The sequence below is a fragment of the Bifidobacterium sp. W8104 genome (assembly GCF_016100735.1).
Taxonomy (GTDB): Bacteria; Actinomycetota; Actinomycetes; order Actinomycetales; family Bifidobacteriaceae; genus Bombiscardovia; species Bombiscardovia choladohabitans.
In genome coordinates, this window is the sequence record NZ_JACFRW010000001.1 from 1,959,027 (window position 1) to 1,973,849 (window position 14,823).

12 protein-coding genes are annotated in these 14,823 nt (G+C 64.5%); all 12 read left to right on the forward strand.

The window, feature by feature from the left end; genetic code table 11:
- Nucleotides 1-12 precede the first annotated feature (12 nt).
- The 12 genes from H3U89_RS07735 (at nt 13) to hemH (ending at nt 14,760) form a co-directional block, all read left to right on the forward strand.
- Nucleotides 13-615 (forward strand): DNA-3-methyladenine glycosylase I, encoded by a 603-nt coding sequence (locus H3U89_RS07735; RefSeq protein WP_045935387.1) that lies wholly within the window; start codon nt 13-15, stop codon nt 613-615.
- Nucleotides 616-777: 162 nt separating this feature from the next.
- Entirely contained in the window at nt 778-3,699 is a 2,922-nt protein-coding gene (uvrA, locus tag H3U89_RS07740) for an excinuclease ABC subunit UvrA (RefSeq protein WP_198180548.1), read from the forward strand.
- Nucleotides 3,696-5,996 (forward strand): excinuclease ABC subunit UvrC, encoded by a 2,301-nt coding sequence (gene uvrC, locus H3U89_RS07745; RefSeq protein ID WP_154313501.1) that lies wholly within the window; start codon nt 3,696-3,698, stop codon nt 5,994-5,996. The genes uvrA and uvrC overlap by 4 nt, the downstream gene beginning before the upstream one ends.
- A gap of 61 nt (nt 5,997-6,057) precedes the next feature.
- Nucleotides 6,058-7,017, forward strand: coding sequence for a shikimate dehydrogenase family protein (locus tag H3U89_RS07750; protein WP_198179668.1), 960 nt, complete (start codon nt 6,058-6,060; stop codon nt 7,015-7,017).
- A gap of 2 nt (nt 7,018-7,019) precedes the next feature.
- Nucleotides 7,020-7,913 carry an RNase adapter RapZ gene (gene rapZ, locus H3U89_RS07755; protein ID WP_156149590.1) on the forward strand — a complete coding sequence of 298 codons (894 nt, stop codon included), beginning with the start codon at nt 7,020-7,022 and terminating at the stop codon, nt 7,911-7,913.
- A gap of 120 nt (nt 7,914-8,033) precedes the next feature.
- Nucleotides 8,034-8,993: a DNA-binding protein WhiA gene (gene whiA / locus H3U89_RS07760; protein WP_045935384.1), complete on the forward strand. Its 960-nt coding sequence runs from the start codon at nt 8,034-8,036 to the stop codon at nt 8,991-8,993.
- Between the two features lie 79 nt (nt 8,994-9,072).
- Entirely contained in the window at nt 9,073-10,269 is a 1,197-nt protein-coding gene (locus tag H3U89_RS07765; protein ID WP_198179666.1) for a phosphoglycerate kinase, read from the forward strand.
- A 90-nt stretch (nt 10,270-10,359) separates the two neighbouring features.
- Nucleotides 10,360-11,142 (forward strand): triose-phosphate isomerase, encoded by a 783-nt coding sequence (gene tpiA / locus H3U89_RS07770; RefSeq protein WP_198179664.1) that lies wholly within the window; start codon nt 10,360-10,362, stop codon nt 11,140-11,142.
- A gap of 60 nt (nt 11,143-11,202) precedes the next feature.
- Nucleotides 11,203-11,451 (forward strand): preprotein translocase subunit SecG, encoded by a 249-nt coding sequence (secG, locus tag H3U89_RS07775; RefSeq protein ID WP_045935382.1) that lies wholly within the window; start codon nt 11,203-11,205, stop codon nt 11,449-11,451.
- A gap of 232 nt (nt 11,452-11,683) precedes the next feature.
- The gene (gene hemQ / locus H3U89_RS07780; RefSeq protein WP_198179662.1) at nt 11,684-12,442 is read left to right on the forward strand and encodes a hydrogen peroxide-dependent heme synthase; all 759 of its coding nucleotides are present in this window, start codon (nt 11,684-11,686) and stop codon (nt 12,440-12,442) included.
- A 4-nt stretch (nt 12,443-12,446) separates the two neighbouring features.
- Nucleotides 12,447-13,844 (forward strand): MFS transporter, encoded by a 1,398-nt coding sequence (locus tag H3U89_RS07785; RefSeq protein WP_198179660.1) that lies wholly within the window; start codon nt 12,447-12,449, stop codon nt 13,842-13,844.
- Complete coding sequence (gene hemH / locus H3U89_RS07790; RefSeq protein ID WP_198179658.1) at nt 13,837-14,760, forward strand: ferrochelatase; 924 nt, start codon at nt 13,837-13,839, stop codon at nt 14,758-14,760. Before H3U89_RS07785 ends, hemH begins: the two co-directional genes overlap by 8 nt.
- The last annotated feature ends 63 nt before the right edge of the window (nt 14,761-14,823 follow it).

Below are 14,823 nucleotides of genomic sequence, written 5' to 3' on the forward strand. Positions count from 1 at the left end.
AGGGGAGTGCGAATGACCGAACCCTTATATCGATGCGACTGGGCACAGGTGGACGACCCGCTCATGCGCAGCTACCACGACCATGAATGGGGCCGCCCCCTGCACGGCTCCCAGAGGCTCTTCGCCATGCTCTCCCTGGAGATATTCCAGTGCGGGCTCAGCTGGCAGCTGGTCCTGCATCGCCGCCAGGCCCTCTTCAAGGATTTCGACAACTTCGATATTCAGGCCGTCGCCGCCTTCGATGCCGACCGCATCGACCGTCTCATGGCCGACCCGGCCATCATCCGCAATCGTCGAAAGATCGAAGCCACCGTGGCCAATGCCGCCCTGATCGCCCGCCGATTTCCCGGGGAGGGATTCGACCGCTACTGCTGGTCCTTCACCGGCGGCCGGACCATTAACCACGACTACACGGACGATCCTTCAATACCGCGCTACGACCACCTGTCGGCCATCGTCTGCAAGGACATGCGCGACCTGGGCCTGCGCTTCCTGGGACCGGTGACGGTCCACTCCTTCCTCCAGGCGGCCGGCATGATCAACGACCACCAGCACGACTGCTTCCTCAACGGCTGCGGCCATCCGCCCCTGAATCCGCCGGACCAGGCCATCTAAGCCGTCGTCGAACACCTGTTCGAATTATTCGGCCCCGGCGATATTATGGTCAGGCTTTGGCCTCAGCCTTGGCCATGGGTCTTCAGGGAAGCGGATGGGAAGCACGTGAAGCAGCAGAACAAGCCTAAGTCGACAGTGGACGCGGCCATCGAGAACCCGCGCATGATCGAATCCAAGGGGTCCCTGGTGGCGGACCTGTCCATGGTGCCCAACGACCGCAAGATCGTCATCCAAGGGGCCCGGGCCCACAACCTCAAGAACGTCAACCTGTCCATACCCCGCAACCGGATGGTGGTCTTCACCGGTCTGTCGGGCTCCGGCAAGTCCTCCCTGGCCTTCGACACCCTCTTCGCCGAGGGGCAGCGCCGCTACGTGGAGTCCCTTTCCGCCTATGCCCGCCAGTTCCTGGGGCAGATGGACAAGCCCGATGTGGACTTCATCGAGGGTCTGAGCCCGGCCGTCTCCATCGACCAAAAGACCACCAACCGCAACCCCCGGTCCACGGTGGGCACCATCACCGAGGTCTACGACTACCTGCGCCTGCTCTTCGCCAGGACCGGCATTCCCCACTGCCCTGTCTGCGGGGCCGAGGTACGCGCCCAGTCGCCGCAGCAGATCGTCGACACCCTCATGTCCAGACCGGAGGGGACCCGCTTCCAGCTGCTGGCACCCATCGTCAAGGGCCGCAAGGGCGAGTTTGTGGAGACCCTGGAGCTTCTGCGCTCCGACGGCTACTCCCGGGCCATCATCGACGGGGACATGCACCAGCTGTCCGACTCCATCAAGCTGACCAAGCAGAAGAAGCACACCATCGAGGTGGTGGTGGACCGGCTGGTCATCCGCGAGGGCATGCGCCAGCGGCTGACCGACTCCGTGGAGACAGCACTGAGGCTGGCCAAGGGGACCGTGGTGGCCGACTTCGTGGATCTGGATGCCAAGGACCCCGAGCGCCGCCAGCCTTTCTCCGAGAAGCGGTCCTGCCCCAACGGCCACGAGCTGGAGCTGGACGAGATCGAGCCCAGGACCTTCTCCTTCAACGCCCCCTATGGAGCCTGCCCGGCCTGCACCGGCCTGGGATTCAACCTGGAGATCGACCCCGAGCTGGTGGTGCCCGACCCGGAGAAGAGCCTCAAGGACGGGGCTGTGGAGCCCTGGAGCGGCACCAAGAGCCAGCAGCGCTTCTACGGCCATCTGCTGGACGGCCTGGCCAAGGAGATGGGCTTCTCCACCTCGACCCCCTGGAAGGACCTGCCCGAGGAGGTCCGTCATGCCGTCATGTACGGGCACGACTTCAAGGTGGACGTCTCCTACCGGAACCGCTGGGGCCGCCTGCGCGAGTACACCACCGGGTTCGAGGGCGTGGTCCGCACCCTGATGCGCCGCCACGACGAGACCGACTCGCAGCCCATGAAGCAGTATTACGAGTCCTATATGCGAGAGGTGCCCTGCCAGGTCTGCCAGGGCAAGCGCCTGAAGCCCGAGGTCCTGGCCGTGACCGTGGATGGCCTGTCCATCGCCCAGGTCTGCGACATGGCCGTGTCCGCCAGCCTGAAGTGGGTGGAGGGCCTGCACATGGAGGGCGCCCTGGCCAAGATCGCCGGCGAGGTCCTCAAGGAGATCCGCGCCCGCCTGCGCTTCCTCAACGACGTGGGTCTGAACTATCTGACCCTGTCCCGGGCGGCGGCCACCCTCTCCGGCGGCGAGGCGCAGCGCATCCGCCTGGCCACCCAGATCGGCTCGGGCCTGGTGGGCGTCATGTACGTGCTGGACGAGCCCTCCATCGGCCTGCACCAGCGGGACAACGACCGGCTGATCAAGACCCTGCAGCGGCTGCGCGACCTGGGCAACACCCTGATTGTGGTCGAGCACGACGAGGACACCATCCGCCAGGCCGACTGGCTGGTCGACATCGGCCCGGGGGCCGGCGAGCATGGCGGGGAGGTCATCTTCTCCGGGCGCTCGCAGGACCTGGTCAAGGCCTCCCGCTCAATCACCGCCGACTACATCGCCGGTCGCCGTTCCATCGAGGTGCCCAAGCGCCGCCGCAAGACCAGCAAGACCCGTCAGCTGACCGTGGTGGGGGCTCGCGAGAACAACCTGAAGAACCTCAAGGTCTCCTTCCCGCTGGGGGTCATGACCCTGGTCACCGGCGTCTCCGGCTCCGGCAAGTCCACCCTGGTCAACTCCATCCTCTATCCGGTCCTGGCCGACCAGCTCAACAACGCCCGCATCGTGCCCGGCAAGCACACCCGGGTGGAGGGCGTGGACCAGGTGCGCAAGGTCATCCATGTGGACCAGAACCCCATCGGCCGCACCCCGCGCTCCAACCCGGCCACCTACACCGGCGTCTGGGACAAGATCCGCCAGCTCTTCGCCAAGACCCCCGAGGCCCAGGTGCGCGGCTATGGTCCGGGCCGCTTCTCCTTCAACGTCAAGGGCGGCCGCTGCGAGACCTGCCACGGTGACGGAACCATCAAGATCGAGATGAACTTCCTGCCCGACGTCTACGTGCAGTGCGAGACCTGCCACGGCAAGCGCTACAACAGGGAGACCCTGGAGGTCACCTACAACGGCAAGACCGTCTCGGACGTGCTGGATATGCCCATCGAGGAGGCCGCCCACTTCTTCAAGGCCTATCCCTCCATCGCCCGCTATCTGGACACTCTCGTTGACGTGGGCCTGGGCTACATCCGTCTGGGCCAGCCGGCACCCACCCTGTCCGGAGGCGAGTCACAGCGGGTCAAGCTGGCCACCGAACTACAGCGGCGCTCCGACGGCAAGACCGTCTACATCCTGGACGAGCCCACCACGGGCCTGCACTTCGAGGATGTCCGCAAGCTGCTCAAGGTCCTGCACGGCCTGGTCGACAAGGGCAACACGGTCATCGTCATCGAGCACAACCTGGATGTAATCAAGACCGCCGACTGGATCATCGACCTGGGACCGGAGGGCGGCGACGGCGGCGGCACCGTGGTGGCCCAGGGCACTCCCGAGCAGGTGGCCGCCAATCCGGACAGCTGGACCGGCAAGTACCTCAAGCCCATGCTTGATCCCGCCAAGGTCGCCAAGGCTGCACGATCATGACCCGCAGCTGCTTCGAGCGGCACACGCCGCAGGTATGGCGACGCACCGCCCAAGCCCTGGAGGAGGAGTCCGCCACCGGCACCACGACCGGCGTCAACAAGAACGGCGCGCCCCTGCTGGGAGACAGCCGGGACCTCTTCCGCCCCAAGACCTCCGACATCCCCACCCAGCCGGGCGTCTACAAGTGGCGGGACGGCGACGGCCGGGTCATCTACGTGGGCAAGGCCAAGAACCTGCGCAACCGTCTGACCAACTACTTCCAGCCCTTGGAAAACCTGCACCCGCGCACCCAGACCATGGTGCTGACGGCCCGGAGCCTGGAGTGGACCGTGGTGGGCACCGACCTGGAGTCCCTGACCCTTGAATACACCTGGATCAAGGAGTTCGATCCACACTTCAACGTCAAGCTGCGCGACGACAAGACCTACCCCTACCTGGCCGTCTCCGTGGGCGAGGAGTTCCCCCGGGTGTGGATGACCCGCGTGCGCAAGCGGCACGACACCCGCTACTTCGGCCCCTACGCCAAGGTCTGGGACATGAAGCACACCCTGGATGCCCTGCTCAAGACCTATCCGGTGCGCACCTGCACCCCCGGCGTCTTCCGCAAGGCCAAGCTCAGCGGCCGCCCCTGCCTGCTGGCCTCCATCGGCAAGTGCTCGGCACCCTGTGTGGGCCGGATCAGCGCCAGCGACCACCGGCGTCTGTGCACGGAGCTGACCGGGGTCATCACCGGAAGGCTGGGCAAGAGCTACCGGGCCGGGCTGACCAGAAGCATGCAGAAGGCCAGCAAGGAGCTGGACTTCGAGAAGGCCGCCCGTCTGCGCGACCAGATCGCCATGCTGGACACGGTCATCGAGCAGAATGCCGTCGCCTTCGCCTCCAACGTGGATGTGGACGTCTTCGGCGTGGCCTCTGACGAACTGGAGGCCTCGGTCCACGCCTTCTTCGTGCGCTCGGGAGCCATCCGGGGCGAACGTAACTGGAGCGTGGAGCGGGTGGAGGACGTCTCCGACAGCGAGCTGATCAGCGACCTGTTGGTGCAGGTCTACTCGGACCTGATGAATGAGAACGACAGCGAGTTGCACAAGCTGCCCGGAGATTCAGATACCCAGGTCTCCATCAGCCAGGACAGGGATGCCATGGGCTCCACCCAGAAGGTCACGGCCCTGGACGCCGAAGCCCGGGCCAAGGCCACCAGGAGCCGACACCAGCATCAGGATCAGACCGGACGCGCCGACCTGTTGGCCCCCATCTCGCCGGTGCCTCCCGAGGTCATCGTCCCCATCCAGCCGGATCGGACCGGCGACCTGCAGGAGTGGCTGCGTGAGCTGCGCGGTTCCGCAGTGACCATCCGGGTGGCCAGCCGGGGTGAGAAGAAGTCCCTGATGGACCGGGCCAATGCCAACGCCCGCCAGGCCCTGCAGCGCAGCAAGCTCAGCCGCATGAGCGACATGGGCACCCGCACCCAGGCCATGAACGATGTGGCCAAGGCCCTTGGACTGGACCGCGCCCCGCTGCGCATCGAGTGCTACGACATCTCCAACACCGTGGGCGGCCAGTTCCAGGTGGCCTCCATGGTGGTCTTCGAGGACGCTGTCCCCAAGAAGTCCGAATACCGTCGATTCGCCATCCGCGGCGAGGACGGCAAGGGCGCTGTGGACGACATGAGCGCCATCTACGAGACCCTGACCCGACGCTTCCGCCACGGCAACATCGCGGGCGACAGCGGTGACAGCATGGAGGCTGAGCGAAAGGCCAGCGACAAGGCACCCGAACTGGTGGAGCAGGAGGAGGGCGCCATCGTCCAGCAGAACACCACCGCCCGTCACTTCGCCTACAAGCCCAACCTGGTCGTGGTCGACGGCGGCAAGCCCCAGGTGACCGCCGCAGCCCGGGCCCTACACGACTGCGGGGTGGACGATGTGGCCCTGTGCGGCCTGGCCAAGCGCCTGGAGGAGGTCTGGGTGCCTGACGACGACTATCCCATCATCCTCAAGCGCCAGTCCGAGGGCATGTACCTGCTGCAACGGGTGCGCGACGAATCCCACCGGTTCGCCATCACCTATCACCGGCAGACCCGGCGCAAGGGTGCCCTGCGATCGGCCCTGGACGAGATTCCGGGCATCGGCCCCGCCTACCAGAAGAAGCTGCTCAATCACTTCGGTTCGGTCAAGCGCATGCGTCAGGCCTCCCAGGAGGAGCTTGAGGCCGTCAAGGGCATCGGCTCCGCCAAGGCCGAGGCCATCTACCGGGCCCTGCACAGCGACCAGGACCAGGCCGGGGACAGCCAGCGATAAAATGGCCCAGAAGGCTGGCAGAAGGCCATGCCCTGATCTTGATTGGTGCGTGATTGCAGACATGAATGGACCTGATTGTCGTTGTGCCGTTCTGGGCGACCCCATCAGCCATTCCCTTTCGCCCCTCCTGCATCGCTCGGCCTACGCCGCACTGGGCCTTGACGGTTGGCGCTACGACCGTGTGCGCATGGACGCTGACGGCCTGGCGGACTTTATCCACGGCCTCGACCCGACCTGGGCCGGTCTCAGCCTGACCATGCCCTTGAAGAGTGCCGTCGGCCCCTTGGGCGATTTTCGTGACTGCTGGTCCAGCACCCTGGGCGTGGCCAACACAGCAGTCTTTGCACAGGGTGGCCCAGCCAATGGGCTGTCTCTGTATAACACCGACGTGGAGGGAATTGTGGCCGCCCTGCTGGAGGCTGCCGACCGCTGCCGGGCCGACGAGGACCCTGACGAGTTGGCCGCCCTGCTTGAGGCAGCCGGTCAGGGTCGGCAGGACCGGCTGCCCGACCAACCATACGGGGGAGCGCGGGCCCTGGTCATCGGCAACGGCAACACCGCCGAGTCCGCCTTCTGCGCCTTGAAGGTGCTGGGGGCCGAACATGTGGACCTGCTGGCCCGCAACCCAAAGCACTGCGACCACATGTTGGACCTTGCCTCCCGATTGGGCCTGCCTGAACCAACCGTGACCGCCATGGACCGGGCTGAGGCAGCTGAAAGAGCATTGACCAAGGCTGATATCGTCGTCTCCACCCTGCCTTCGGGTGCAGCCGATCCCCTGGCCGATTTGTTCAATACGGCTGATGGCGGCAGCCGCATGGGCCCGGTCCTTCTGGATGTGGTCTATGACCCACGGCCCACCCCGCTCATGAGAGCCTTCTGCCGTCGGCCGGGCGCCCGGGCCATCAGCGGTGAACGCATGCTGCTCTATCAAGCCGTGCGTCAGGTGGCGCTGATGACCGAGCGACACCTGGCCGCTGTACCGGTGGCCGCCATGGACCAAGCCTTGAGGGAGGCATGACGATGACGACGGAAAAACCGCCCTTCGCAGGCTTCGAGGTACTGCTGATCACGGGCATGTCCGGCGCAGGCCGCTCCCGCGCCGCCGACTCCATGGAGGACATGGGTTGGTATGTGGTCGACAACATGCCACCTCGCCTGCTGGTGCCCCTGGTCGACATGATGACCTCGGCCGGAAGCTCCCTGCACCGCCTGGCCGCCGTCATCGACGTCCGGTCCCGCTCCTACTTCGACGACCTGTCGGCCGTGCTCAGCCACCTGGACGACCTGGGCGTGCGCTGCCGCATCCTCTTTCTGGATGCCTCCGACCAGGTGCTGGTCAAACGCTATGAATCCGTCCGCCGACCCCACCCCCTGCAGGGCTCGGGCCGCCTGATCGACGGCATCCGCGAGGAGCGCCGCCTGCTGGGCGGGCTCAAGGAGCGTGCCGACATGGTCATCGACACCTCCAACCTGAGCATCCATCAGCTCTCCACCCGCCTGTACGAAATGGTCCTGGGCTCCGGCCCGACCACCGTGGGCGTGCACATCATGAGCTTCGGATTCAAGTACGGGCTGCCCATCGATGCCGATTTTGTCGCCGATGTGCGCTTCCTGCCCAACCCCTACTGGATCCCCGAGCTGCGGGACCTGAACGGCCATGACGGCCCGGTCCGCGACTATGTGATGGCCAGCAAGGGCGCCAAGGAGTTTTTGGACGCCTACACCACCGCCATCTTGACCGCGCTCAGCGGCTATGCGCGCGAGGACAAGCACTATGTGACCATCGCCTTTGGCTGCACTGGCGGACAGCACCGCTCAGTGGCCATGGCCGACGCTTTGGCCGCCCGCCTGCGGTCCCGGGGAATGGAGGTGACCGTCTCGGCCCGCGAGCTGCCGCACCGTTCCCGCGGATAGCCAAAGGCGCAATTTGTCCAAGATATTCGGTATCACAGTAATCCGGTGGTTTGCACGGCAGGTGTGTCGCGCGGCCAGGAAGTATTCATTTTTCAGTATTTTTTCGTAGGAGGACGGCTCTTGGCCCTACTTGATGATGTCAAAAGCGAGCTGGCCGCGATTGACAACGAACCCCCCTCTGCCAAGAAAGCGCAATCGGCGGCAATGATCCGCTTCGGCGGCGGTCTGCACATCATTCAGCGTCACATTGTGGTGGAAGCGCAATTCGATTCCCTGCCGGCAGCGCAGTGGTTGCAGAACACCATCAGGGACGTCTACGGCCATGATTCCGATCTGATCCAGGTCAAGCGTCAGGCCCCCACCGGCAACCTGACCCGCTACTCGGTCCGAGTGCTGCGGGCTGGCGGTGCCCTGGCCCTGCAGACCGGTCTGCTGGACCGCCGCAAGCACCCGGTTCGCGGTCTTCCCGCCGACATAGTCTCCGGCAACATCGCCCAGGTCAAGGCCGCCTGGCGAGGGGCCTTCCTGGCCCATGGCGAGCTGTCCGACCCGGGCAAGGCCTCCTACCTGGAGATCGTCTGCCCCGGATCCGAGGCCGCCCTGGCCCTGGTGGGCGCAGCCCGCCGTCTGGGCATCAACGCCAAGGCCCGCCAGGTGCGCAGCTCCGAGCGCGTCACCCTGCGCGATCCGGACGTCATCGAACGCATGCTCAACCTCATGGGCGCCCCCAAGTCCTCCAGGGAGTGGACCGGCAAGCGCAGCGACGGTGAGTCCCGTGGTAAGGCCAACCGCCTGGCCAACTTCGACGATGCCAACATGCGCCGGTCGGCCAAGGCAGCCGTCGAGGCCAGCGCCAAGGTCACCAAGGCCTTTGAGATTCTGGGCGACGACATCCCCGAGAACCTGCGTGCGGCCGGCCAGCTCCGTCTGGACCACCGCGAGGCCTCCCTCGAAGAGCTGGGCCGACTGGCCGACCCGCCGGTCACCAAGGATGCCATCGCCGGACGCATCCGCCGTCTGTTGCAGCTGGCCACCAAGGTCGAAAAGAAGAGGGCCGAGGAACAGGCCAAACAAGAGTGAGATAGCTCACACAGGTCGGTCTGCCTGAGTACGATGGCAAGGGAGCGGGCGCATGGACCCGCAGTCAGAAAGGATACGCATGAAAACACTGAAGAGCCTCGGTGATCTCAAGGGCAAGCGCGTGCTCGTCCGCGCGGACTTCAATGTGCCGCTGGACGGCACCACCATTACGGACGACGGTCGCATCCGCGCCGCCTTGCCAACCATCGAGCAGCTTCGTGGCCAGGGCGCCAAGGTCATCCTCATGGCCCACCTGGGTCGCCCCAAGGGCAAGGTCGTCCCCGAGCTGAGCCTGGCCCCCGTGGCCGCCCGCCTGGGCGAGCTGCTGGGCGTGCAGGTCCCTCTGGCCGAGGACACCTACGGTCCCGATGCACATGCCAAGGTGGCCGCCATGAACGACGGCGACGTGGTCCTGCTGCAGAACGTGCGCTACAACTCCGAGGAGACCAGCAAGGACGAGGCCGAGCGCGATGCCTACGCCCGCAAGATCGCCGACCTGGGTGATGTCTTCGTCTCCGACGGCTTCGGTGTGGTCCACCGTGCCCAGGGCTCCAACTACTCCGTGGCCAAGTTCCTGCCCTCTGCGGCAGGCCTGCTGGTCGAGAAGGAGGTCAAGGCCCTGTCCAAGGCGACCGAGAACCCCGAGCGGCCCTTCACTGTGGTCCTGGGCGGCTCCAAGGTCTCCGACAAGCTGGGCGTCATCGAGAACCTACTCAGCAAGGCCGACCGTCTGGTCATCGGCGGCGGCATGGTCTTCACCTTCCTCAAGGCCGAGGGCTACGAGGTCGGTTCCTCCCTGCTGGAGGAGGATCAGGTCGACACCGTCAAGGGCTATATGGCCACCGCCCGCGAGAAGGGCGTGGAGCTGGTCCTGCCCACCGACATCGTGGTGGCTGACGAGTTCAAGGCGGATTCGCCCCACCAGGTGGTTCCTGCCGACGGCATCCCCGCGGACAAGATGGGTCTGGACATCGGCCCCGACTCCCAGAAGCTCTTCCACGACAAGATCGTGGACTCCAAGACCGTGGTCTGGAACGGCCCCATGGGCGTCTTCGAGTTCCCGGCATTCGCCGATGGCACCCGGGCTGTGGCCCAGGGTCTGGTCGATGCGACCAAGGCCGGAGCCTTCACCATCGTCGGCGGCGGCGACTCCGCTTCTGCCGTGCGCAACCTGGGCTTCCCCGAGGATGGCTTCTCGCACATCTCCACCGGCGGCGGCGCCTCCCTGGAGTTCCTTGAGGGCAAGGAGCTTCCGGGTCTGAAGGTGCTGGAGTAGAATCGGCAGACAGACGGGCAATGCCGGGTCACCGGGTTTCGCATCCGGCGGCCCGGCATTGCTGTTGTTGCGCGGATGGAAAGGTCTGGTATGGCACGCATTCCCCTGGTGGCCGGCAATTGGAAGATGAACTTCGACCACCTGGAAGCCACCTATTTCGTGCAGAAGCTGGCCTGGCTCCTGCGCGACGCCCATTTCGACCGCAGGCGCTGCCGGGTGGCTCTCATGCCCGCCTTCACCGCCCTGCGTTCCGTCCAGGTGCTGGTGGAGGCCGACAACCTGCCCATCGAATACGGGGCTCAGGCCGTCTCCGTCACCGCACAGGGGGCCTTCACCGGGGATGTGTCCGCCGACATGCTGGCCCAACTGGGCTGCAGTTACGTCATAGTGGGCCATTCCGAGCGGCGCAAGTACCATCCCGAGGACGATGCCAACATCGTCGACCAGGTCCGGGCCGTCCTGGCTGCGGACATGAAGCCCATCCTCTGCGTGGGGGAGAGCTACGAGGAGCGTCGCCAGGGCATCCAGCTTGACTTCGCCGTTGGTCAGGTCAACGACGTCACCCGAGACCTGGCCAAGGAGGACATGGACAACCTGATCGTGGCCTATGAGCCGGTCTGGGCCATCGGCACCGGTATGGTGGCCACCCCGGACACCGCCCAGCAGGCCGCCCGGGCCATCCGCGATCACATCTCAAGCAAGTTCGGGGAACCGGCCGGCCAGGCCGTGCGCATCCTCTACGGCGGCTCGGTCACCTCCAAGAACGCCTCCCAGATGATCACCCAGCCGGACGTGGACGGCTTTCTGGTGGGCGGCGCCTCCCTGGATGTAGAGGAGTTTGCGCGGATTGTGCGACTGGCCGCCAAGGGCTGATGCGTTTTTCGACGGGTGTATGTATACTTGTTTCCAGTTCCTTACGTGGAGGTATGTGCCGTGGCCATTGTCAAGATTGTGCTTCAAATCGTCGTCATCCTCGCCAGCATATTGCTGACCATGCTGATTCTGTTGCACAAGGGCAAGGGCGGCGGCCTGTCCGATATGTTCGGCGGTGGAATCGGCTCCAACGCCGGCACCTCGGGCGCAGCCGAGAAGAACCTGAATCGTCTGACCATTATCGTGGCCCTGATCTGGGTGGCCATCATCATCGCCTTGGATCTCATTTCCAAGTACAAGCTGGCCTGATTCCGACAGACAATACCTGAAATACCCGACCCCGGCATCGACCGGGGTTTTTCCATATCCGGACGACTATGGTTCAAGGCCCTTAGTCCTTGACTATTACCACAATATGTCATTCACTATGCACCGATAATCCAACGATTCAGTCGCTCAACGGATAAGGTGGAAACGGTGTGCCGGATGAGCGGCGCATCACACAATGTCGTGCAAGCTAAGCAAGCGAAAGGAAGTGCTCATGGCTGAGCAAGCTGCACCGAGTCTGGAGGGCTGGTTTTGCCTTCACCTCTTCTGGAAAATCGATTGGGCCAAGTGGCGCCGAGTGCCCCAGGACGAACGCCGGGAATGCCTGGATGAGTTCAAGGCCCTGGCCGCACAGCTGGACGAGGTCCAGTCCCAGGGCAAGGGAAGCCATTACTGGTGCCAGGTCAACGGGCAGAAGGCCGACCTAGGCCTGATGGTCCTCAGGGAGACCCTGGATCAGCTGCAGGAGGTCGAGACCTCCCTGGAGAAGCTGCGCCTGTCCGATTACCTGGAGCCGTCCATCTCCTATGTGTCGGTCACCGAGGTGGGCCTCTACTCGGGCAAGCCGACCACGGACCGCGGCTGGTCCTACGTCAATGCCAGCCTGCATCCCAAGACGCCCGACAAGCCCTACATCTGCTTCTACCCCATGTCGAAGACCCGCGTGCCCGGAGCCAACTGGTACACGCTGCCCTACGACCAGCGCAAGGCCTACATGCACGACCATGGCAAGATCGGCCGTTCCTACGCCGGCAAGGTCTCCATCATCCTGACGGGTTCCATCGGTCTGGACGATTACGAGTGGGGCGTCACGCTCTTCGCCGACGACCCTGTCCAATTCAAGAAGATCGTCACCGAGATGCGCTACATCGAAGCCAGTTCCATCTACGGCGAATTCCCCTATTTCCTGGTAGGCACCCATACCGATCCCGAGCGCATCGACAGACTGCTCACGGACCAGATGGGACAGTAACATCATGTCGACAAGAGAGAGAAGATCGATCCTTTCCACGCCCATATGGTTCTTCATGGTCATCGTCTTCATCACCCAGCTGGATGGGGGAGCGGTGCCGACCATGCTGCCGTCCATCACACGGACCTTCGGCCTGACCACCATGGGCTCCTCCTGGGTGGTCGGACTCTACACCCTGGGCCTGGTGGTGGGCACCCCCATCACCTCCAACCTCTCCGACGCCCACGGGACCAGGAAGGTCTTCCTCTGGGAGCTGGCCTTCTGGTTCCTTGGATGTCTGATGACGGCGGTCTCGCCCAACTATGCGGTTATGCTGCTGGGCCGGTTCATCCAGTCCCTGGGAGACAGCGGCATCATGGTCCTGTCCATGAACGTCCTTCTGCAGCGCGCCCGCAGGAACAACCAGGGCAGGAAGGTCTCCACGGTGGGCATCATCGCCGGCCTTTCCGCCATGGTCAGCCCGGTCCTTTCGGGCATGCTCCTGGGCATCACCCATGGATGGCGGGCCTACTACTTCATGATGCTGCCCTTCCTGGCCATCCTGTTTATTCTGGCCTGGTTCATGATGGGCGACTCCCAGACCGACCGCGCCTGGAAGACCGACTACCTGGGCCTGGGCTCCTTCAGCATCGCCCTGGCCCTGCTGATGGTGGCGATCACCTTCCTCCAGTACGGAACCGCCTATCTGGCCCTGATCATCGGGTGCCTCCTGGTCACAGTGATGGCCGGCGCGGTCTTCCTGGTGCATGAGCGCAATCTGGGCGGTTCAAAGGAAACCATGCCTTTCCTTCCCATCCGCCTGCTGAAGCTGCCCTCCTACGGGCTCACCCTGCTGCTGGGAACGCTGGGGGGCATGTTCTTCTCCCTCTTCGTCTACATTCCGACCTATGTCCACTCCGTCTTCGGGCTCCCGGTCCGCTCGGCCGGCATGGTCATGGTCGGCGTCGGGCTCGGCTCCGTGGTCGGGTCCTGGCTGGGCGGTCTTCTGGTCGACAAGTTCGGCTACCGGACCACGCTGGTCTTTTCGTCGTCACTGATAGGCCTGATGGCCCTGGTGATCACCCTGACCCTGCACAACCTGCAGCTCTTCATGGTCCTGTCCTTCCTGATGGGGGTCGGCATGGGCTCCATGATGTCCTCGCCGCTCCAAGTCATCGCCGGAAGGCTGGCCGGGCCCGAGAACCGCATGCAGGCCATCGGCGGGCTGTCGGCCTGCAAGAAGATCGGCACCACCATCGCCCCACTGCTCTTCGCCTCGGCCATTGAGCTGGGCAAGGTGGGCGGACAGGCCGGTCTGGCCTCCTACAGGAACATGTTCCTGGTGGTCATCGTCATAGCCCTGGTCAATATCGGCCTGACATACTGCATTCCATTTTCACAGAAAGAAGTTGCTGATGACTGAACCTACAGCAGTCCTCCTCATGGCTTACGGCACCCCCTACCAGGAGTCCGACATCAGGGGGTACTACACCAACATCCGCCATGGGCAGGAGCCCCCCAAGCCGCTCATGGACCAGCTGGTCGGCCGCTACAAGGCCATCGGTCTGCCCTCGCCCCTGGCCAGGATCACCACGGCCCAGCGCGACGGCCTCCAGGCTGCGCTGGACAAGGCCCATCCCGGCGCCTACAAGGTGTACAAGGGGCTGAAATACATCGCCCCCTTCATCAAGGATGCGGTCGACCAGATTGCCGCCGATGGCATCACCAGGGTCATCGGTCTGCCGCTGGCCCCGCAGTACTCCTCCTATTCCAGCGAGGACTACCACAACCGTGCCCGCAAGGCCATCGAGGCCCATCCGGGCATGGAATACCTGCCGGTCCGGTCCTGGTGGAACCACCAGGAGCTGATCCACTTCTGGAGCGACCAGCTGGTGGCCAAGAAGGATCTGACCGACCGGCCGGACACCAAGGTGATCTTCAGCGCCCACTCCCTGCCCCTGCGCATCATCCAGGGAGGGGACCCTTACAAGGATGAGGTCATCGGCCTGTCCAATGCCGTGGCTCAGGCCGCCGGCCTCAATGAGGACCAGTACGTGCTGGCCTGGCAGTCGGCAGGCCGCACCGAGGAGCCCTGGATCGGGCCTGATTTCGTCACCGTGGCCAAAGATCTGATCACCGAGAGCGGCATGAAGACCATTGTCTCCGCCTCCATCGGATTCATCGCCGACAACCTGGAGATCTGCTACGACGTGGACATGGAGCTGGCCAAGGCCATCGAGTCCGCCGGCGGCACCCTGACCAGGCTGAACATGCCCAACGACAGCCCGGCCCTGATCGCCACCCTGCAGCAGGTGGTCGAGGAGACCAAGGCCGAGTAACTGATACGAATTGTGCCCCGTCCGGTTCAAACCGGACGGGGCACAATCTTTAATAGCAGCGAC